Below are 19,072 nucleotides of genomic sequence, written 5' to 3' on the forward strand. Positions count from 1 at the left end.
CAAACTGCGGCAAAAGACAGATAATTCAGGGAGAAACAGGCCCATGACCCAGCATGATCTCGTGATCCGGGGCGGCACAATTGTCGACGGGACGGGTGCGAAGCCCTTTACCGGCGACGTGGCGATCGACGGCGGCACGATCAGCGCGGTGGGCCGCGTGGAAGGCCGGGGAAAGCGCGAGATCGACGCGAAGGGTCTGCTGGTGACGCCGGGCTTTGTCGACATCCACACCCATTACGACGCGCAGGCGACCTGGGACCCCTTTCTCACGCCCTCCTCGCAGCATGGCGTGACAACGGTGGTGATGGGCAATTGCGGCGTCGGCTTCGCGCCGGTGAAGCCCGAGGCACGGGGCGAACTCATCGACCTCATGGAAGCGGTGGAGGACATTCCGGGCGCGGCGATGCATGAAGGCATCAAATGGGAATGGGAAAGCTTCCCGGAATTTCTCGACGCGCTCGACAAGCGCCGCTTTGCCGCCGATATCGGCACGCATATGCCGCATTGCGCGCTGCGCGTCTATGTGATGGGCGCGCGCGGCATCGACAACGAGCCCGCGACGCCGGCGGACATTGCCCGGATGCGCGACCTGACCTACGAGGCGATGCAGGCGGGCGCGCTCGGCTTCTCGACCTCGCGCACGGATTTGCACAACACGCTGAAGGGCGACCCGGTGCCCGGCACGCTGGCGGCAAACGACGAACTCTTCGGCATCGCCGATGCGTTGAAAGCGCATGGGTCGGGCGTCTTCCAGATCGCGGCGACGCATCGCGAAATGGAGAAGGAATTCGACTGGATGCTGAAAATGGCGAAGGAGACCGGCCGCATGGTCACCTTCCAGGTGCAGCAGATCGACGAGGCGCCAGAACTTTATAAAAAGATGCTGGCGCATCTCGACCGGGCGCGCGCCGAAGGCGTGACCAATATTCGCGGCCAGCATTCGGGACGGCCGGTCGGCCTGTTGATGGGCTGGCAGACATCCGTGCACCCCTTTATCGGCTTCCCGGAATACCAGCCCTATGCGCAGATGCCGTTCAAGGAGCGCGTGGAGAAGCTGAAAGACCCCGAGGTCCGCGCGAAAATCGTGAACGGGAAGAACATCGACAAGCTTGGCGCTTTCGGCCAGTTCATCACGACCTCCTTCCACAAGATGTATCCGATGGGCGAGCGCGAAAATTACGAGCCCGCGCCGGACGACTCGATCGCCGCGGTGGCGAAGCGCGCGGGCAAGACGCCCGCCGAAACGGCCTATGACGCGATGATGCTGAACGGCGGCCAGGCGCTGATCTATTTCCCGCTTTTCGGCTATTCGACCAACGACTACACGGCCATCGAGGAAACGCTGCGCCACCCGCAGACCGGCATCAGCCTGGCGGATGGCGGCGCGCATGTCGGCGCAATCTGCGACGGCGGCACGCCGACCTTCATGCTGACCCATTGGGCGCGTGACCGCACGCGGGGACCGAAACTCCCCATCGAGGAGATCGTCCGCATCCAGACGAAGGACACGGCGGAACAATACGGCCTCTTCGACCGGGGCGTGCTGAAGCCCGGCATGAAGGCGGATGTGAACGTGATCGATTTCGAGAACCTCGCCATGCCGCAACCCGTGATGGTGTTCGATCTACCCGCTGGCGGACGGCGGCTCTGGCAGGGCGCGAAGGGCTATCGCGCGACGATCCTCTCAGGCGTCGTCGTGTCGGAAAACGATGAGCCGACCGGCAAATTGCCGGGCAGGCTCATTCGCGGCGTGCAGGGGAAGGCGCGCGCGGAAGGCGCGGCGGCTTAAGGCTTCGACCTTCCAAGAAACGCCGCCAGCTCGGCCCAGGGCGCGACCGACCAGTAGCGCGTGGCCGCGCCCGACGGCGAGGTGAGGACGAAGATTTCCGAACGCTTGTGCCGACGCGGCTGGCGGCCGGGCACGAGGCGGCCTGTCGGTTCGCGCAGAAAGACGCTCGCCGCCTTTTTCGAAGTAAAGGCAATGGCGCGTGGCGCGCAACGCCCGATCGCCGCCTCGAAGCGCGGAATGTCGAATTGCTCGGGCGCGATTTCGTGATCCATGCCGGAGGCAAGCTTCGCCATGTCGGTGAAGCCGATGCCGAGCCTGACGAGATCGGGAAATTCATGCGGCTGGTAGAGGCGTGGCGTCAACCCGACCTCATGGAGCGTGCGCCAGAAACGGTTGCCGGGATGGGCGTAATAGGCGCCGACCGCCGCCGAACGACGCCCCGCCGCCGTGCCGACGAAAACGACATCGAGGCCGGGGACCAGAACGTCGGGCAGTTTTTCGCGGCTGAGGGTCTTGCGCCAGCGGCTGGACATGGGACCGCCAGTCTAGGCAGGGCCGGGGCCGGCCCGCAACCGCACCCTCAAAGCAGGTGATCGATCGGCAGGAAATAGCCGATCCAGGCCAGAATCTGTTGCAGAACGCCGGTCCGGGGCTCGCTGTCGAGACGCAGCGGCGGATCCTCGCCTTGATCGATCCAGACGAGGCGCGCCGGCGCTTCGAGCGCGACGCGCCAGTTGCTTTCCGGCGCCATGTCGCGCGCCATCGCATCGAGCACGCGGGCCGCGACATCCGGACTGTCGATCAGAATCGCGATCTCGGAATTGTAGAGGATCGAGCGATGATCGAGATTGAAGGAACCGACCAGGACCCGCCGGCGGTCAAAGACGACGGTCTTGGGATGCAGCGTCGTCCGCGCCGGGGCGATGCCGAGCGCGGCGGCGCGGGGACAGGGCCGCGGCCGCTCCTTCATCTCGTGCAGTTCGACGCCGAGACGCGTCAGTTCCAGCCGGTCGCGCGCATAGCCGTAATGGACGATCGAGGAATCGGTCGAGGCCAGCGAATTGGTGTGCAGCGTCAGCGTCACGCCGCGCGCCCGCGCCGCGGCGAAGGCGGCGCTGCGCGCTTCCGTCAGCATCATGTAGGGCGTCTGGATGACGACCTCGCTTTCGGCCGCCGCCAGCAGCGTCAGCAGCCGCGCCTCGATGCCGGTGCCGGGCGCGGGCGCCTGACCGGCAAAGACCGGACCGGGCGCGGTCAGGCTGACCTGCCCCTCGGCCCAGAGAAGGCCGTCGCGGATTTCATCGAGCCTTGCGGCCAGCGCAGCCGCCTCGAAACGGCGCGGCAGCGGAAATGCGTCCGGGTCGAGCGGCGGCGCATCGGCCCAGAGCGATGCGGCGTCGAAACCCGGGGCTGCATCGTCGTGCGCGAAATCATGCACCGGCACCGCCCGCGGATCGTTCCAGAAGGCATCGAAGCTGGCCGAGATCCCGGCCGTCAGCGGCCCGGCGACGACGACATCACGGTCGAGGAAATAGCGCGCCGGATCGAGGCCGAAATAGGAATCGCTGACATTGCGGCCGCCGACAATCGCCGCCGCGTTGTCGACCGCGACGATCTTGTTGTGCATGCGCTGGTTGAGACGCGCAAAATCGAACACAAGCTCGACATAGCGCAGGCCGTTGGGCCGGAAGGCAGTGCGGAAGGGATTGTGGATGCGCACCTCGACATTTGGATGCCGCGCGATCCGCTTCAGCGGCGCCGCGCCGTCATGGACGTGAAACCCGTCGACCAGCGCCCGAACGCGCACGCCCCTGTCGGCCGCGCGCAGCAGCGCCTCGCTGACCGCGCGGCCGCTGGCATCGAGATCCCAGATGTAATACTGGACGTCGACCGTGTGGCGCGCCGCCTCGATCAGGGCGAGACGGACGAGATAGGCATCGAGGCCGCATTCCAGAAAGTCGAAGCCCGACCGGCCCGCTGCCGCCTCTTCCGGCCGCACCAGCGCTGTCCAGAGCGGCGTCGCCTCGGGCGCGGCAAGTCCGGCGCTGCCCGGCCCCGGCGCGCGCAAGGGCGCAGCCGCACAACCGCCGAGCACCACCCCGATCAAGGCAAGAACGCAATGCCGTTTCATGCGTGTTCCCCGGAACAGGCCGCGCGCATCGCGACCGCCCGGGCCAGTCTAGCAGCTTCCCGCCGCCCTGACCGCCTTACGCATCATTCCGCCGCCTTGCCGCCCAATGACTTGTTGGCCGCCTTGTTCGCGGCGTCCGCCTCTTCGAGATAAATCTCGCCGCCGGAATTGCGGAACTCGCTCGCCATTTCGGCCATGCCGCTTTCCGCATAGTCGCGCACTTCCTGGGTGATCTTCATCGAGCAGAATTTCGGGCCGCACATCGAGCAGAAATGGGCGACCTTATGCGCTTCCTTCGGCAGCGTGCGGTCGTGGAACTCTTTCGCGCGTTCGGGATCGAGCGCGAGGTTGAACTGGTCTTCCCAGCGGAATTCGAAGCGCGCGCGGGAAAGCGCATCGTCGCGCAACTGCGCCGCCGGATGGCCTTTGGCGAGATCGGCGGCATGCGCCGCGATCTTGTAGGTGATGACGCCGTCTTTCACGTCGGCGCGGTCCGGCAGGCCGAGATGTTCCTTCGGCGTGACGTAGCAGAGCATCGCGCAGCCGAACCAGCCGATCATCGCCGCGCCGATGCCGGATGTGATGTGGTCGTAGCCGGGCGCGATGTCGGTGGTGAGCGGCCCGAGCGTGTAGAAAGGCGCGCCGCCGCAATGCTTCAACTGCTTGTCCATGTTGACCTTGATCTTGTGCATCGGCACATGACCCGGCCCTTCGATCATCACCTGACAGCCGCGGCCCCAAGCGATCTGCGTCAGCTCGCCCAGCGTTTCAAGCTCGGCGAATTGCGCTTCGTCATTGGCATCCGCAATCGAACCCGGACGCAAACCGTCGCCCAGCGAAAACGACACATCGTATTGGCGCATGATGTCGCAAATGTCGGCGAAATGCTCGTAGAGGAAGCTCTCCTTGTGATGCGCGAGGCACCATTTCGCCATGATCGAGCCGCCGCGCGACACGATGCCGGTGACGCGCTTCGCGGTGAGCGGCACATAGGCGAGCCGCACGCCCGCATGGATCGTGAAATAATCGACGCCCTGCTCGGCCTGTTCGATCAGCGTGTCGCGATAAACCTCCCAGGTGAGGTTCTCGGCGATGCCGTCGACCTTTTCGAGCGCCTGATAGATCGGCACCGTGCCGATGGGAACCGGCGAATTGCGGATGATCCATTCGCGCGTGTTGTGGATGTTGCGCCCCGTGGAGAGGTCCATCACATTGTCGGCGCCCCAGCGGATCGCCCAGACCATCTTGTCGACTTCTTCGGCAACCGAGGAAGCGACCGCCGAATTGCCGATATTGGCGTTGATCTTCACCAGGAAATTGCGGCCGATGATCATCGGCTCCAGTTCCGGATGGTTGATGTTGGCTGGGATGATGGCGCGGCCGGCGGCGACTTCCGCGCGCACGAATTCCGGTGTGATGAATTCCGGGATCGCGGCGCCGAAGCTCTCGCCTTCGGCAAGCTTGTGCGCGGCGTTTTCGAGCGCCTGCTTGCGGCCGATATTCTCGCGCTCGGCGATGTAGGCCATTTCGGCGGTGACGATGCCGGCTTTCGCGAATTCATATTGCGTGACCGGATGACCGGGAAGCCCGCGGCGCGGCCGGTTGGCGACCGGGAAGGCGCGTGCGAGATGCTTCGCGCCGACATTGCCATTGTCTTCCGGCTTCACCTCGCGCCCGTCGTAAAGCTCGGTGCCGCCACGCGCCTCGATCCAGGCTTCGCGGTGGCGGACGAGCCCCGCTTCGACATCGATCTTCGCCGTCGGGTCGGTGTAGGGGCCCGACGTGTCGTAGACGCGGACCGGCGGCTCCTTCGCGGACGGATGCAGCGCGATCTCGCGGAACGGCACTTTCAGATCGGGGAAACCGTCCGGCGCGGTGAAGATTTTGGTGCTGGCGGGAAGCGGCCCGGTGGTGACTTCGGGGAGCTTGTCTTTCGGCGTGTGGATGTTCATGGGGTTACTCCTTGACGCGCTGCTTCAGCACCACGCTGGCGACGAGGCCGGCGAGCGACAGCGCGAAGATGACGCCGATAATGACGGTCAGAAGATCGAAGGGAATGTTGGTGGTGGCGACGCCTTCCGGCGTCGGCGCGATCAGCTTGCCGAAGAAGCTCGGATAGAGCATGCCGGCAGTGGCGCCCCAGGCGCCGGCAAAAGCGGCGCGGCGCGCGATCGTGTCTTTCGCCATCAAAAGCGCGGTGACGACGAGGGGAATGCCGATGAAGAAGTCGTCGAGCACAAACATCAGCGGGCGGCCCATGCCCCAACTACGGAAAAGCTCGCCGCCCATCAGCAGAAGGCCGAGAAAAATCGCCAGACAACGCCAGTAGATCATCGCTCCCTCCCGCGAAACGGCGGGCCATGAGGGAAAGAGGGCGGGAATGCGAAATGACAACAAGGCTCCCGTCCCTTCGCCGGCATGACCCGGATCAGGTTCTAAGGGTTCGGCGCGTGTGCGCCATCTCAGCCCAACCCCTCATTTACGCAAAGCGGGTTGGACACCCCTCGGATTGCTTCGGAGTGTGACTCTTCGGGCGTTTGAGGTAAAGGAAAAGCGGGGCCAAATCGGGAGACGCCGCATGAAAACCGCCGACCGCCTGACACGCCTTCTCGACATCGACTTGCCCATCATCCAGGCGCCGATGGCCGGCGCCTCGACGGCGGAACTTGCCGCCGCCGTTTCGAACGCCGGCGGCCTCGGCTCGCTCGGCACCGCGATGATGACACCGGCCGAAGTCCGCGCGCAGACCGGCGCGCTGCGGGCGCTGACCAACAAGCCGTTCAACCTGAATTTCTTCGTCCATGCCGAACCCGACATCGCAAACTATGACGGCAGGGAAATGCGCGGCGCGCTGAAGCCCTATTTCGACGAGCGCGGTCTCGGCGACGTGCCCGAACCCGCTTCGCCCGCGCCGGCCTTCAACGACGACATGCTGGACCTGCTGCTGGAACTCCGGCCTCGCGTCGCGAGCTTTCATTTCGGTCTGCCCGGCGCAAACGCCGTGGCGGCGCTGAAAGCGGCCGGCATCGCGATCCTCGGCAGCGCGACAACGGCGGCCGAGGCCCGCGCGCTCGAAACCGGCGGCGCCGACGCGATCGTCGCGCAGGGCCACGAGGCGGGCGGCCATCGCGGCACGTTTCTCGATCATGTCGATCTCGGCACGGTGGGCACGATGGCGCTGGTACCGCAGATCGCCGACGCGGTGTCGGTGCCGGTGATCGCGGCCGGCGGCATCGGCGATGCGCGCGGCGTCGCCGCCGCCTTCATGCTGGGCGCGGCAGGCGTGCAGCTCGGCACGGCCTATCTCGCCTGCCCGGAAGCGGGCATCCACCCCGTTCACCGCAAGGCGCTCGCCGAGGCGTCGGATCATTCGACTGTGGTGACGAAACTTTTTTCCGGACGCCCGGCGCGCGCCATCCGCAACCGGCTGACCGAAGAACTTCATTCCCTCGAAAGGCTGGCGGCACCCTTCCCGGCGCAACGCGCGCTCGTCGCGCCGCTTGCCCGCGTCAGCGCGAAGGAGAACCGCGCCGAATTCATGCCGCTCTGGTCCGGACAGGCGGCCGCGCTGTCGAAGGCGGAACCGGCGGCGGAAAAGACACTGAGGCTGATTCGCGAGGCGGAAAAGCTGATGGGACGATGAGGGACGCTGCATTCGCTCACCCGCCGGCGTATGATCGGACATCGAAACGGGACGAGGGGGAACACCCATGACCGTCGAAATCGCCATGCTGTTCTGGGCGTCCGTGTTGGGCCTGGTGCAGGTCGGGTTGCAGAGCCTTTCCTTCAAGAGACAGGCCGGAAACGCCTATACGGTGGGCGCGCGCGACGAACCGCTTCCGCCGACGGGCCTTGCCGGGCGCATGGAGCGCGCGCTCAGGAATTTCCTCGAAACCTTCCCGATTTTCGCAGCGGTGATTCTCGCCGTCTATGCGACCGAGCGCACGAATCAATGGAGCGAAATCGGCGCGCAGATTTATTTCTGGGGCCGGCTGGCCTATATCCCGGCCTATGCGGCGGGCCTTCCCTGGGTCCGTACCTTCATCTGGCAGATCGCCACCGTCGGCATCGTGCTCTGCATGGTGCCGCTGTTCGACCGGGCGCTCATCACGGTACTGATGGAGTAATCTCCCGAAACGGGCGTCTCGCCCCGACTCACTTTCATCGCTAGGATTCGTCCCGGTGGCAACACAACCAACTGGGGAGGAAACCCATGACGGTGGAACTCTGGTCGCTCGTATGGGGCGGCGCACTTCTGTTCATTCTGATCGCGCTTTCGGCCAACGCCAATGTGTCGGCGATGGGTATGGGCTGGGGCATCGGCAATCGCGACGAACCGGCCAAGACCACGGGCTGGGGCGCACGGGCGCGGCGCGCCTATATCAACCATCTCGAAAACCTGCTGATCTTCGCCTGCTTCGCGGTGCCCGCGCATCTGGCCGGCATCAGCACCGAACTGACAGTGCTCGGCGCGCAAATCTTCCTGATCGCCCGCATCGCCTACGCGATCATCTATGTCGCGGGCTGGACAGTGGCGGGCGTCCGCACCATCGCATGGGCAGCCGGCGTCGTCGGCTACGCGATGATCTTCATTGCGTTGTTGATGAACGCCTGACGCGCCGTACACGAACAAAAGAAGGGCGCCGGATTTCTCCCGGCGCCCTTTTTGTTTGCACTTGAACGCTCAATCCGCGAACGGATCGGTCATCAGGATCGTGTCCTCCCGGTCGGGCGAGGTGGAAAGCAACGCCACCGGCGCCTCGATCAACTCTTCGACATAGCGCACATATTTGACCGCCGCGGCCGGAAGCTGCGCCCAGGAGCGCGCGCCCTGCGTGCTGTCCTGCCAGCCTTCGAGCGTCTCGTAGACCGGCTTCACTTTTGCCTGCGCGCCCATGCCGGCCGGGAAATGATCGAACCGTTTGCCATCGACCTCATAGGCGACGCAGACCTTGATCTCGTCGAAGCCGTCGAGCACGTCGAGCTTCGTGAGCGCAATGCCGGTGATGCCGCCGGTCTTGATCGCCTGACGCACCATCACGGCGTCGAACCAGCCGCAGCGGCGCTTGCGCCCCGTCACTGTGCCGAATTCGTGTCCGCGCTCGCCGAGACGCTGGCCGACTTCATCCGTCAGTTCGGTCGGGAACGGACCTTCGCCGACGCGCGTCGTGTAGGCCTTGGTGATGCCGAGCACATAGCCGATGGCGCCGGGGCCGACGCCGGCGCCGCCTGCGGCCTGGCCGGCAATCGTGTTGGACGAGGTGACGAAGGGATAAGTGCCGTGGTCGATGTCGAGCATCGTGCCCTGCGCGCCCTCGAAGAGAATGCGCTGGCCCCGGCGCTTCGCCTCGTCGAGCACGCGCCAGACCGGCGCCACGAAAGGCAGCACACGCGGCGCGATTTCCTTCAGCGCGGCAACGATGGGCTCGACCGCAAGCTCGTCGAGCCGGTTGCCGCGGCGCAAGGCATTGTGATGCGCGAGCAGACCCTCGACCTTGATCGGGAGCGTCGCCGGATCGGCAAGGTCGATGACGCGGATGGCGCGGCGGCCGGCCTTGTCTTCATAGGCGGGGCCGATGCCGCGTTTCGTCGTGCCGATCTTGACGCCCGAGTTCGAGCCTTCGCGCATCTCGTCGAGTTCGCGGTGAACGGGCAGGATCAGCACGGCATTTTCGGCGATCTTCAGATTGTCCGGCGTGACGACGACGCCCTTCGAGGCGATCTCGTCCACCTCCTTCGCGAAAGCCCAGGGATCGAGCACGACGCCATTGCCGAGGATCGAGAGCTTGCCCTTGCGCACGATGCCCGACGGCAGCAGCGAGAGCTTGTAGGTGACGCCGTCGATGACGAGCGTATGGCCGGCATTATGGCCACCCTGGAAACGCACCACGACATCGGCGCGCTCCGACAGCCAGTCCACGATCTTGCCCTTGCCCTCGTCCCCCCACTGGGAGCCGACAACCGCCACATTTGCCATTTTATTCAATGCCTTAGAGAGTGGGTGCCCGGCCGGACGCCGCATCTGTGCGGACCCCCAGACAAGCCGAAAGCCCCCTTGGCCTTTCGGGCCGGGAGCTTTGGCATTGTCTAGCGGATCGGAAGGCGGAAGGCTAGAAAGAAAGCACGCGACAATCTCGAATGGCGGGAGACGCCGGTCACGAAAACGTTAAAAGGCCGCACGCGCACCACGCCACGCTTCGTCTAGAATATGCACATGAAAATGCCGATAAAGACCGGCCGCGCCGCGGTCCTGCTTTCGCTGCTGGGGGCGCTCGCCGCCGCACCAGCTTTCGCGCAAGCCTCGCCGGAAGTCGAGGCGCTGGTAGCGAAGATCAAGGCGGACCAGTTCAAGGTCATCATCAATTGCGAGCGCTGCAACCTTGCCGGCGCCGATTTCGACGGGCAGTTTCTGCGTCTCGCCGCGCTCGAACGCGCCGATCTGACGGGCGCGCGGCTAAGCGGCGCCGACCTGACCGGCATCCACCTCACACGGGCAAAGCTCGCAGGCGCCGATTTCAGCGGCTCCAACATGGCGGGCGCGGTGCTGACCGACGCCGACCTGCGCGGCGCCAATCTTTCGGATGCGCGGCTTGATGCCGTGCGCGTCCACGGCGCAAACTTCACCGGCGCCAACATCCAGCGCGCCAACTTCCGCCTGCTCGAATATGTAAAGAGGCTGACTTTCGCCGGCGCCGACGCGCGCGGGGCAATTTTCCGTCATGCCTATCTGGGCGGTGTCGACTTCTCGGGCGCCGATCTGCGCGGCGCCGATTTCACCCGCGCGACCGGCCTGACCAACGCGCAACTCGCCAAGGCTTGCGGCGACGATACGACGATCCTGCCGCCCGGCCTCTCGATCCCGCGTTGCGACGCAAGCTGACGCTCACGCCGCAAGCGGCATGAATTCCAGACGTTCGGGAAGACGCTCGGCGCGAACGAAGAATGTTGCGCCGCGCAGGACCATATTGACCTCACCGTCCGGGCCGAGAAGCGGCATCTCCACCGCCTCCGTCGTCAGCCAGTGCTGCTTGTGCCAGTCGAGGCGAGCGCGGCGGCGATAGGGCCGGACTTCCGTGGCAATGATTTTCAATCCGTCGAAAATTTCGGTGGCGGCCTCGCCATAAGTGTCGGCATCGACCCAGCGGCCGGTCACATCGCGGCCCATGCGCTCGACAAGCTCCGTGCCAACGAGACGGTGGCGAAAGCCGAGCGGCTCCCGGATGACGTCGATCAGGTGCATGATGGGCATGAGCGCGAAAATCTCGGCGGGGTCGAAATCGTCCCGCGTCGGCGCGGCGCGCGCGCCTTTCTTTTCGCACCAGGTGCGGTAGAGAAGGGTCAGCCGTTCATCCCAGAATAGATCGTCCATTTGCTTCTCTCTTCACCGCGCGGCGGCGGTCAATGCAGCGGCAACGGCGCAACGAGATAGTGATCGGGAGGCGGATTTTTCGGCGAGGAATAGCTGACGCCGCGCAGGATCATGTTGACCTTCCCGTCTTCATCGACCAGCGGCAGCTCCATCGATTCCATCGTCAGCCATGAATTCGGATGCCATGTCATCGGCGAACGGCGGCGATAGGGGCGCGCCTCGCGCGCGACCTGCAGCAGCGAAGCAAAGACACGGTCCGCCGCTTTGCCATAAAGACCGGCATCGACCCAGCACCCGGTCGCATCGCGGCCGAGATGTTCGACAATCTCGGTGCCAACGAGACGATGACGAAAGCCGAGCGGCTCCCACCGGACATCGAGAAAATTGACGATCGGCAGAAACGGTTTGATTTCGGACGGGTTGAAGTCGGCACGCGTCGGCGCCGGCCGCCCGCCCTTCTTTTCCAGCCAATGCGCATAAAGCCCGTCGAGACGCCTGTCCCAGAATAATTCCGCCGTCACGCTTACCCCCACCCCGATACGCGGGCCTTGATATACCCCGGTTCAGTTTCGGACGGTCATGGTTAATGGAGCATTACCCGCGGACAGCAAAAAGGCGGACCCGAAGGTCCGCCTTTGATTTTCCGGCCGTAAAGCACGGCCTCAGAAGGTCAGCGACTTCGCCTGGACGACATGCGGCAGCGCCTGGATTTCGGCCAGAACGCTCGCCGGCACGTCCGCATCGACCTCGACGAGACAGATCGCATCGCCGCCGGCCTTTTCGCGGCCGAGGTTGAAATTGGCGATGTTGATGCCGGACCTGCCGAGCAGCGAACCGAGCGCGCCGATGAAACCCGGCTTGTCCTGGTTGGTCACATAGAGCATGTGACGGCCGAGCGAGGCTTCCATGTTGACGCCCTTGATCTGGATGAGACGCGGCAGACCGCCGGAGAAGACGGTGCCCGCGACCGAACGATCCTGGCGTTCGGTCTTCACCTCGATCTTGATATAGGTCTCGTAGGCGCCCTGCTGTTCGCGCTTCACTTCCGTGACCTTGATGTCGCGGTCCTTGGCGATGACCGGCGCCGAGACCATGTTGACGTCCTCAAGCTGCGGCTTGAGCAGACCGGTCAACGCCGCATTGGTGAGAACGCGCGTGTTCATCTCGGCGACATCGCCAGCATATTCGATGGTGACGGCCGAGATGCCGGTTTCGGTGAGCTGGCCCGCAAAGGAACCGAGCTGCTGCGCGAGCGTGAGGTACGGCGTCAATTTCGGCGCTTCTTCGGCCGACACCGCCGGCACGTTGATCGAATTGGTGATCGCGCCGGTGAGGAGGTAATCGGCCATCTGTTCGGCGACCTGCAGCGCGACATTTTCCTGCGCTTCATTGGTCGAAGCGCCGAGATGCGGTGTGCAGATGATCTGTTCCATGCCGAAAAGCGGGTTGGACTTCGCGGGCTCTTCCTCGAACACGTCGAGCGCCGCGCCGGCGACATGACCGCTTTCGATCGCCGCTTTCAAGTCGGCCTCGACGATCAGCCCGCCGCGTGCGCAATTGACGATGCGGACGCCCTTCTTGCACTTGGCGAGGTTTTCGGCGTTGAGAATGTTGCGCGTCTTGTCGGTCAGGGGCGTGTGCAGCGTGATGAAGTCGGCGCGCTTCAGCAGCTCTTCGAGATCGACCTTCTCGACACCGAGATCGCTGGCGCGCTCGGGCGTCAGGAACGGATCGAAGGCGACGACCTTCATGCGCAGGCCGAGCGCCCGGTCGGCGACGATGGAGCCGATATTGCCGCAACCGATGATACCGAGCGTCTTGGCCGTCACTTCGACGCCCATGAATTTCGACTTTTCCCACTTGCCGGCATGGGTGGAGGCATTCGCCTGCGGAATGTCGCGGGCGAGCGCCAGCATCATCGCGACCGCATGTTCGGCCGTCGTGATCGAATTGCCGAAGGGCGTGTTCATGACGATGACGCCGGCGGCGGTGGCGGCCGGAAGATCGACATTATCCACGCCGATGCCGGCGCGGCCGACGACCTTCAGCTTTTTCGCCGCCGCAAGCACCGGCGGCGTGACCTTGGTCGCCGAGCGGATCGCGAGACCGTCATAGTCGCCGATGATCTTGATGAGCTCGTCGCGATCGAGACCCGTCTTGACGTCGACCTCGACGCCGCGATCCTTGAAGATCTGCACGGCGGCGGGCGAAAGCTGGTCGGAAATCAGAACCTTGGGCATGAATGCCTCCTGGTTGAATGGCCGTCCGGCCCGCGAGCATGGCTCGCCGGACCGGCAGCTCAATGAACGAAATGGATCAGGCCGCCGCCTTTAGCGACGCCTTGGCTTGCGCATAGGCCCAGTCGAGCCAGGGCATCAGCGCGCGCATGTCGGACACTTCGATCGTCGCGCCCGCCCAGATGCGAAGACCGGCCGGCGCATCGCGGTAGCCGGCGATGTCGTTGGCGACGCCTTCCTTGTCGAGAAGGTCGGCGATCTTCTTGGCGAAAGCGGCCTGATCGTCGTCGGACAGCGCGGTCACGTCCGGATCGACAACCTTGAGGCAGACGGAGGTGTTGGAGCGCGTGTCGACTTTCTCGGCGAGGAAATCGACCCAGGGCGTGCGGTCGGCCCATTCGGCGATGACGGCGGCATTGGCGTCGGCACGGCCGATCAGCGACTTGAGACCGCCGATCGAGGCCGCCCAGTCGAGCGCATCGAGATAGTCCTCGACGGCGATCATCGACGGCGTGTTGATCGTCTCACCCTTGAAGATGCCCTCGATCAGCTTGCCGCCCTTGGTCATGCGGAAAATCTTCGGCATCGGCCATGCGGGCGTATAGCTCTCCAACCGCTCGACGGCGCGGGGCGACAGGATCAGCATGCCATGCGCCGCCTCGCCGCCCAGCACTTTCTGCCAGGAGAAGGTGACGACATCGAGCTTCGGCCATGCAAGGTCCTGCGCGAAGGCGGCGGACGTCGCGTCGCAGATCGTCAGCCCCTTGCGGTCGGCCGGGATCCAGTCGCCGTTCGGCACGCGCACGCCGGACGTCGTGCCGTTCCAGGTGAAGACGACGTCGTTGTCGAAATTGATCTGGCCGAGATCCGGCAGCTTGCCGTAATCGGCCTTCAGCGTCCGCGCATCTTTCAGCTTGAGCTGCTTGACGACATCGGAAACCCAGCCTTCGCCGAAGCTCTCCCAGGCGAGGAGGTCGACGCCGCGCGCGCCCAAGAGCGACCAGAGCGCCATTTCGACGGCGCCGGTGTCCGACGCCGGCACGATGCCGATGCGATAGTCGGCGGGGACGCCGAGAACGCTGCGCGTCTTTTCGATCGCGTCGGCGAGACGCGCCTTGCCCGGCTTCGAGCGATGGCTCCGGCCGACAAGCGCATTTTCGAGATTTTTGATGGTCCAGCCGGGGCGCTTGGCGCAAGGGCCGGAAGAGAAGTGCGGATTGGCCGGACGCACGGCCGGACGCTCGATGGCGGTCATTTGCAACCTACCCTTTCAGATAGCTGCCCCTCGGTGGGGAGGGGTGTCCCGCCGCCGCGTATAGGCTTGTCGCCGCGCGAAGTCAAATGACGGCCTTGCGACGGAACCACGCGGGAAGCTGGAAAATCCGCATAACGCCTTGCAATTGACACGCGCGGCGGCGGCCCGAAGACTGCCCGTACACCCCGCCCGGAAACGCAGGACACCTTGCCTACACACACCCCGTCTCACTGGCTGATGCTCGGCGCGCTGGTCGCGCTTTGGGGGCTGGCGTTCGCCTTCGCGAAGATCGCCGTCGAGACCGTGGCGCCCGAATGGACCATGGCCGGGCGGCTCTTGACCGGGGCGGCGCTGTTGCTGCCATGGCTGCTGCTGACGGGCGACCGGCTGCTGCGGGACGGCCGCGCCTGGGGCTGGCTCGTGGCGCTGGCGCTGATCGGCAATATCGCCCCCTTTTTCACGATCAGTTGGGGCCAGCAGCACATTTCCTCGGCGCTGGCGGGCATCCTGATCGGCTTCACGCCGCTGGCGACGCTGCTGATCGCGCGCGCCTTCGTGCCCGGCGAATTCATCACGCCGTTCCGGCTTGCGGGCTTCGTCCTCGGCTTTGCCGGCCTTGTGATTGTGGTCGGCCCGGACGCGCTTGCCGACATCGCGACGGCGTCGGGCGGCGACGTGCGTCTCGCACAAGGCGCCGTGCTGGCCGGCGCATTCTTCTTTGCCTGCAACAATGTGATGGCCCGCCTCGCGCCCGACATGCCATTGCTGGCGAAATCCTCCGGCGTGATGCTCGCCGGCGCGCTGATGGGCACGGCGATCGCGGGCACGATGACGCCGCCGGCGGCACTGCTGGAGGCAAGCCCGGCATCCCTGCTCGGCGTCGCGGGGCTCGGCGTCTTTTCGACCGGCCTTGCGGCCATCGTCTTCTTCCGCCTGATCGACCATGCCGGTCCGACATTCGTGTCGCTAACGAACTACCTCGTGCCGGTCTTCGCGGCGCTGACCGGCTATCTCGTCTTCGGCGAGGAATTGCGCGCCGGCGTCCTCGGCGGCTTCGCGCTGATCCTCGCCGGCATCGCCTTGAGCGAGTGGCGCCTCAGAAACTGATCTCGGCCTTCATGTAATCGGCGCAGCGCCCGCGAATGATCGTGCGCTCGCCCGCGTCCGTGCAGCGCAGCGTGCCGCCGCGCGCCGACACCTGCCGTGCGATGAGATCGCTCTTGCCGAGCTTCTTCGCCCAGTAGGGAACCAGCGTGCAATGCACCGCGCCCGTTACCGGGTCTTCGTCGATGCCATGCGCAGGCGCGAAGACGCGTGAAACGAAATCGAAACCCGAACCCGCGTCGCCCGGCGCCGTGACGATCAGCAGCAGGTCGAGCGGCGTCAGCAATCGCTTGAGCGCACCGATGTCGGGCGCGAGCCCCTTCACCTCGGCCGCGCTGTCGAACACGGCGAGAAGAAAAGTCGACTTCGCCCAGACGCGCGGGCTTGCGCCGAGCGCGGCGGCTATTTCCGCCGGCGACGGATAGGGCTTGGCCGGGTTGGCCGGGAAGTTCATCGCGAGGAGATCTCCCTCGCGCGCAATGGTAAGCCGGCCGCTCTTCGTCTCGAAATGGATTTCGGGCGCCGCATGGCCGAGATGATTGAAAAGCACATGCGCCGAGGCGAGCGTCGCATGGCCGCAGAGGGGCACCTCGACCGCCGGCGTGAACCAGCGCAGACGGTAAGCCTCGCCCTCGGGTACGAAGAACGCGGTCTCCGCAAGGTTGTTCTCGGCTGCGATGGCCTGCATGACGTCATCTGTCGGCCAGCTGTCGAGCGGCACGACGGCCGCCGGGTTGCCCTCGAAAACGCGATCCGCAAACGCATCGACCTGGTAGAGAACGGCTTTCATCGCTTTGCTTCCATATTGTATGGGTACAATTTTGAGATCATCGCTTGGAAATCTTGCGTTCCATCTCGAAATTGCCGATATTGTGTCTGTATTCGGAAGATGTTCCATGCTGCAGATGGATTCAATGAGTTTATTGTACCTATGACAATTTCGCTTTTCGATCCGGCTGGCATCGCCGCCCGCCCCGGCCCCCGCTACAAGGCCATCGCCGACACGCTGAGCGACGCCGTGAAGATGGGGACGGCCGCGCCCGGCACCAAGCTGCCGCCGCTGCGCGATCTCGCCTATCGGCTTGGCGTCACGGTGGGCACCGTCTCGCGCGCCTATGCGCTGGCGGCCACCCGCGGCGAGGTGACGGGCGAAGTCGGACGCGGCACCTATGTGCGCGACCGCAATGCGCGAAGCGGCGCGGGCGTCGGCGCGGCGGCATTTCACACGCTGCCCGACGCGATGCAGGCGGCGATGAAAGCGGCGCTGCCGGCGCCTGTCGGCCAGACGGAAATTCTCGGCGCGGCGATGCGGCGCCTGCTCGACACGCTGCCGGACATGCCCGGACGTTCGCCATTCGACAGCTACCCGCCCGTCGGCGGCACGCCGCATCAGCGGGCAATGGCGGCGAAATGGATCGCGCATGGCGCTTTCGCGCCCGATGCCGAGGAACTGGTGATCTGTTCGGGGACGCAACAGGCGATCCTGACGGCGGTGCTCGGCACGACCGAGCCCGGCGACACGATCCTGACCGAAGCGCTGACCTATACCGCGATGGTGAGCCAGGCTGCATCGGTGGGGCGGCGCGTCGCGCCGGTCGACATCGACGAAGAAGGCCTTGTGCCGCAAGCACTCGATCGTGCGGCACGCGAGACAGGCGCGCGGGCGGTCTTCGTCGTGCCGACGCTGCACAACCCGACCAGCGCCATCATGAGCGAACGGCGGCGGCGCGAAATCGTCCATGTCGCGCGGACGCACGGTCTTTCGGTTATCGAGGACGACATCTACGGCAAGCTGGTGGACAACCGCCCGCCGGCCATCGCCGGCCTTTACCCGGAAGGTACCTGGTATGCAACGAGCCTCGCCAAGACCGTGGCCTGCGGACTGCGCATCGGCTTCCTGCGGCCGCCACCCGCACAACTCGAACGCGCCCGCGCCATTCAATACGGCTTCGGCCAAACCGTGCCGCCGTTGATGGCCGACCTCGCGGCCATACTGATCGAAAACGGCGACGCCGACACGCTTGCCGTACGACAAATGGAAGAGATGCGCGACCGCCATGCCATGCTGCGCGAGGCGCTGCAGGATCGCGACATCGCGACCCGCGACACCGCGCCCTATGCCTGGCTTGCGCTGCCCGATGCCTGGCGCGCCCATATCTTCGTCGAGGCGGCGCGGACCCGCGGTCTGGCGCTGGCGGCAGGCGAGGATTTCATGGTCGGGCGGATCGACCGTGCGTCGCGCCATATACGCCTCGCGCTCGGCCAGCCGCAGACGAGAGACGAACTCGCAACCGGCCTCGCGATCGTTTCCGATTTGCTGAAGTCGGGCCCGATTGCAAGCTCACTCGTGGCGTGAGGGCTCTTCGTCGTCGCCGAGCGCGGCGAGAAAGTTGAGGGGCCCGTTGCCCTTGCCGAAACCGGGCGCGGTTCGGATCGCTTCATGCACATAGTCGCGCGCCGTTTCGACGGCCAGCGATAGCTCGATACCCTGCGCCAGAAGCGCGGCGATGGCCGAGGCCAGCGTGCAGCCTGTGCCATGCGTGTGGCGCGTCTCGATGCGCGGCGAGGAAAAAACCTCAATCGTCTCCTGCGTCGCCAGAACATCGAAAAGCGTCGCGCCCTCGAGATGCCCGCCCTTGACGAGCACGGCGTCGCAACCGAGACCGAGCAACGCGTCTGCCGCCGACTTCTGTCCGTCGAGATCCACAATCGTCCGTCCCGTCAGCGCCTCGGCTTCCGGCACATTGGGCGTGACAAGCGTTGCAAGCGGTATCAGCACTTCCTTCAAGGCGGCCACCGCCGTCCCTTCGAGCAACGACGCGCCGCCCTTCGCCACCATGACGGGGTCGACGACAAGGAAAGGTACGGCAGCATGTTCGCCAAGCTCGGCGGCCACCGCCTCGACCATTGCCGCGCTGTGCAACATGCCGGTCTTCACCGCATCTGCGCCAATGTCGTCAAGCACCGCCTTCATCTGCGCCCGCACGACATCGACCGGCACGTCGTGAATGCCGTGAACGCCAAGCGTGTTCTGAACCGTGATCGCGGTCACGGCCGTCATCGCAAAGCCGCCCATCGCCGTCACGCTCTTGATGTCGGCCTGAATGCCGGCGCCGCCGCCCGAATCCGAGCCGGCAACGATCAGGACGCGGCCTTGCAGCGATGTGTTCATGGAAAAATCTCTCCG

18 protein-coding genes and 1 riboswitch are annotated in these 19,072 nt (G+C 65.2%); of the genes, 7 read left to right on the forward strand and 11 right to left on the reverse strand.

Annotation, left to right across the window (positions count from 1 at the left end):
- Positions 1–43: 43 nt before the first annotated feature.
- Positions 44–1,789 carry an amidohydrolase family protein gene (locus KF719_RS06095; RefSeq protein ID WP_293507827.1) on the forward strand — a complete coding sequence of 582 codons (1,746 nt, stop codon included), beginning with the start codon at positions 44–46 and terminating at the stop codon, positions 1,787–1,789.
- Here KF719_RS06095 and KF719_RS06100 read toward each other — a convergent pair.
- From KF719_RS06100 to KF719_RS06115, 4 genes are all read right to left on the reverse strand, one after another.
- Positions 1,786–2,322 (reverse strand): mismatch-specific DNA-glycosylase, encoded by a 537-nt coding sequence (locus KF719_RS06100; protein WP_293507828.1) that lies wholly within the window; start codon positions 2,320–2,322, stop codon positions 1,786–1,788. The two genes, KF719_RS06095 and KF719_RS06100, sit on opposite strands and share 4 nt — an antisense overlap.
- A 47-nt stretch (positions 2,323–2,369) precedes the next feature.
- Positions 2,370–3,920, reverse strand: a complete 1,551-nt coding sequence (locus KF719_RS06105; RefSeq protein WP_293507829.1) for a phospholipase D family protein — start codon at positions 3,918–3,920, stop codon at positions 2,370–2,372.
- An 83-nt stretch (positions 3,921–4,003) separates the two neighbouring features.
- On the reverse strand, positions 4,004–5,872 hold the full coding sequence (gene thiC, locus KF719_RS06110; protein ID WP_293507830.1) for a phosphomethylpyrimidine synthase ThiC: 1,869 nt from the start codon (positions 5,870–5,872) through the stop codon (positions 4,004–4,006).
- A gap of 4 nt (positions 5,873–5,876) precedes the next feature.
- The gene (locus KF719_RS06115) at positions 5,877–6,254 is read right to left on the reverse strand and encodes a hypothetical protein (RefSeq protein WP_293507831.1); all 378 of its coding nucleotides are present in this window, start codon (positions 6,252–6,254) and stop codon (positions 5,877–5,879) included.
- 54 nt (positions 6,255–6,308) lie between these two features.
- A riboswitch (TPP riboswitch) is annotated at positions 6,309–6,435 on the reverse strand.
- Positions 6,436–6,498: 63 nt separating this feature from the next.
- Here KF719_RS06115 and KF719_RS06120 point away from each other — a divergent pair.
- From KF719_RS06120 to KF719_RS06130, 3 genes are all read left to right on the forward strand, one after another.
- Positions 6,499–7,563: a nitronate monooxygenase family protein gene (locus KF719_RS06120; RefSeq protein ID WP_293507832.1), complete on the forward strand. Its 1,065-nt coding sequence runs from the start codon at positions 6,499–6,501 to the stop codon at positions 7,561–7,563.
- A gap of 67 nt (positions 7,564–7,630) precedes the next feature.
- Positions 7,631–8,047, forward strand: coding sequence for an MAPEG family protein (locus tag KF719_RS06125; protein ID WP_293507833.1), 417 nt, complete (start codon positions 7,631–7,633; stop codon positions 8,045–8,047).
- 86 nt (positions 8,048–8,133) lie between these two features.
- Positions 8,134–8,535, forward strand: a complete 402-nt coding sequence (locus KF719_RS06130) for an MAPEG family protein (RefSeq protein ID WP_293507834.1) — start codon at positions 8,134–8,136, stop codon at positions 8,533–8,535.
- A gap of 69 nt (positions 8,536–8,604) precedes the next feature.
- Here KF719_RS06130 and KF719_RS06135 read toward each other — a convergent pair whose 3' ends face one another.
- Positions 8,605–9,897: an adenylosuccinate synthase gene (locus KF719_RS06135; protein WP_293507835.1), complete on the reverse strand. Its 1,293-nt coding sequence runs from the start codon at positions 9,895–9,897 to the stop codon at positions 8,605–8,607.
- Between the two features lie 237 nt (positions 9,898–10,134).
- Here KF719_RS06135 and KF719_RS06140 point away from each other — a divergent pair, with 237 nt between their 5' ends.
- Positions 10,135–10,800 (forward strand): pentapeptide repeat-containing protein, encoded by a 666-nt coding sequence (locus tag KF719_RS06140; protein WP_293507836.1) that lies wholly within the window; start codon positions 10,135–10,137, stop codon positions 10,798–10,800.
- Positions 10,801–10,803: 3 nt separating this feature from the next.
- Here KF719_RS06140 and KF719_RS06145 read toward each other — a convergent pair whose 3' ends face one another.
- The 4 genes from KF719_RS06145 to KF719_RS06160 all read right to left on the reverse strand — a co-directional run bounded on the left by KF719_RS06145 (position 10,804) and on the right by KF719_RS06160 (position 14,781).
- Positions 10,804–11,289 (reverse strand): PAS domain-containing protein, encoded by a 486-nt coding sequence (locus KF719_RS06145; protein WP_293507837.1) that lies wholly within the window; start codon positions 11,287–11,289, stop codon positions 10,804–10,806.
- A 29-nt stretch (positions 11,290–11,318) separates the two neighbouring features.
- On the reverse strand, positions 11,319–11,810 hold the full coding sequence (locus KF719_RS06150) for a PAS domain-containing protein (RefSeq protein WP_293507838.1): 492 nt from the start codon (positions 11,808–11,810) through the stop codon (positions 11,319–11,321).
- 141 nt (positions 11,811–11,951) lie between these two features.
- A complete protein-coding gene (serA, locus tag KF719_RS06155) occupies positions 11,952–13,529 on the reverse strand; it encodes a phosphoglycerate dehydrogenase (protein WP_293507839.1) in 1,578 nt (525 codons plus the stop codon).
- Between the two features lie 76 nt (positions 13,530–13,605).
- Positions 13,606–14,781: a phosphoserine transaminase gene (locus KF719_RS06160; protein ID WP_293507840.1), complete on the reverse strand. Its 1,176-nt coding sequence runs from the start codon at positions 14,779–14,781 to the stop codon at positions 13,606–13,608.
- A gap of 207 nt (positions 14,782–14,988) precedes the next feature.
- Here KF719_RS06160 and KF719_RS06165 point away from each other — a divergent pair, with 207 nt between their 5' ends.
- Positions 14,989–15,888 (forward strand): DMT family transporter, encoded by a 900-nt coding sequence (locus KF719_RS06165; RefSeq protein ID WP_293507841.1) that lies wholly within the window; start codon positions 14,989–14,991, stop codon positions 15,886–15,888.
- Here the strand turns inward: KF719_RS06165 and KF719_RS06170 are convergent.
- Positions 15,878–16,675: a PhzF family phenazine biosynthesis protein gene (locus KF719_RS06170; RefSeq protein ID WP_293507842.1), complete on the reverse strand. Its 798-nt coding sequence runs from the start codon at positions 16,673–16,675 to the stop codon at positions 15,878–15,880. The genes KF719_RS06165 and KF719_RS06170 overlap by 11 nt on opposite strands.
- A 141-nt stretch (positions 16,676–16,816) precedes the next feature.
- Between KF719_RS06170 and KF719_RS06175 the strand changes: the two genes are divergently transcribed.
- Positions 16,817–18,241: a PLP-dependent aminotransferase family protein gene (locus KF719_RS06175; protein WP_293507843.1), complete on the forward strand. Its 1,425-nt coding sequence runs from the start codon at positions 16,817–16,819 to the stop codon at positions 18,239–18,241.
- On the opposite strand, the gene thiD is transcribed toward KF719_RS06175, so the two are convergent.
- Positions 18,227–19,057, reverse strand: coding sequence for a bifunctional hydroxymethylpyrimidine kinase/phosphomethylpyrimidine kinase (gene thiD, locus KF719_RS06180; protein ID WP_293507844.1), 831 nt, complete (start codon positions 19,055–19,057; stop codon positions 18,227–18,229). The genes KF719_RS06175 and thiD overlap by 15 nt on opposite strands.
- Between the last annotated feature and the right edge of the window lie 15 nt (positions 19,058–19,072).

It is taken from the genome of Parvibaculum sp. (assembly GCF_019635935.1).
Classification (GTDB): domain Bacteria; phylum Pseudomonadota; class Alphaproteobacteria; order Parvibaculales; family Parvibaculaceae; genus Parvibaculum.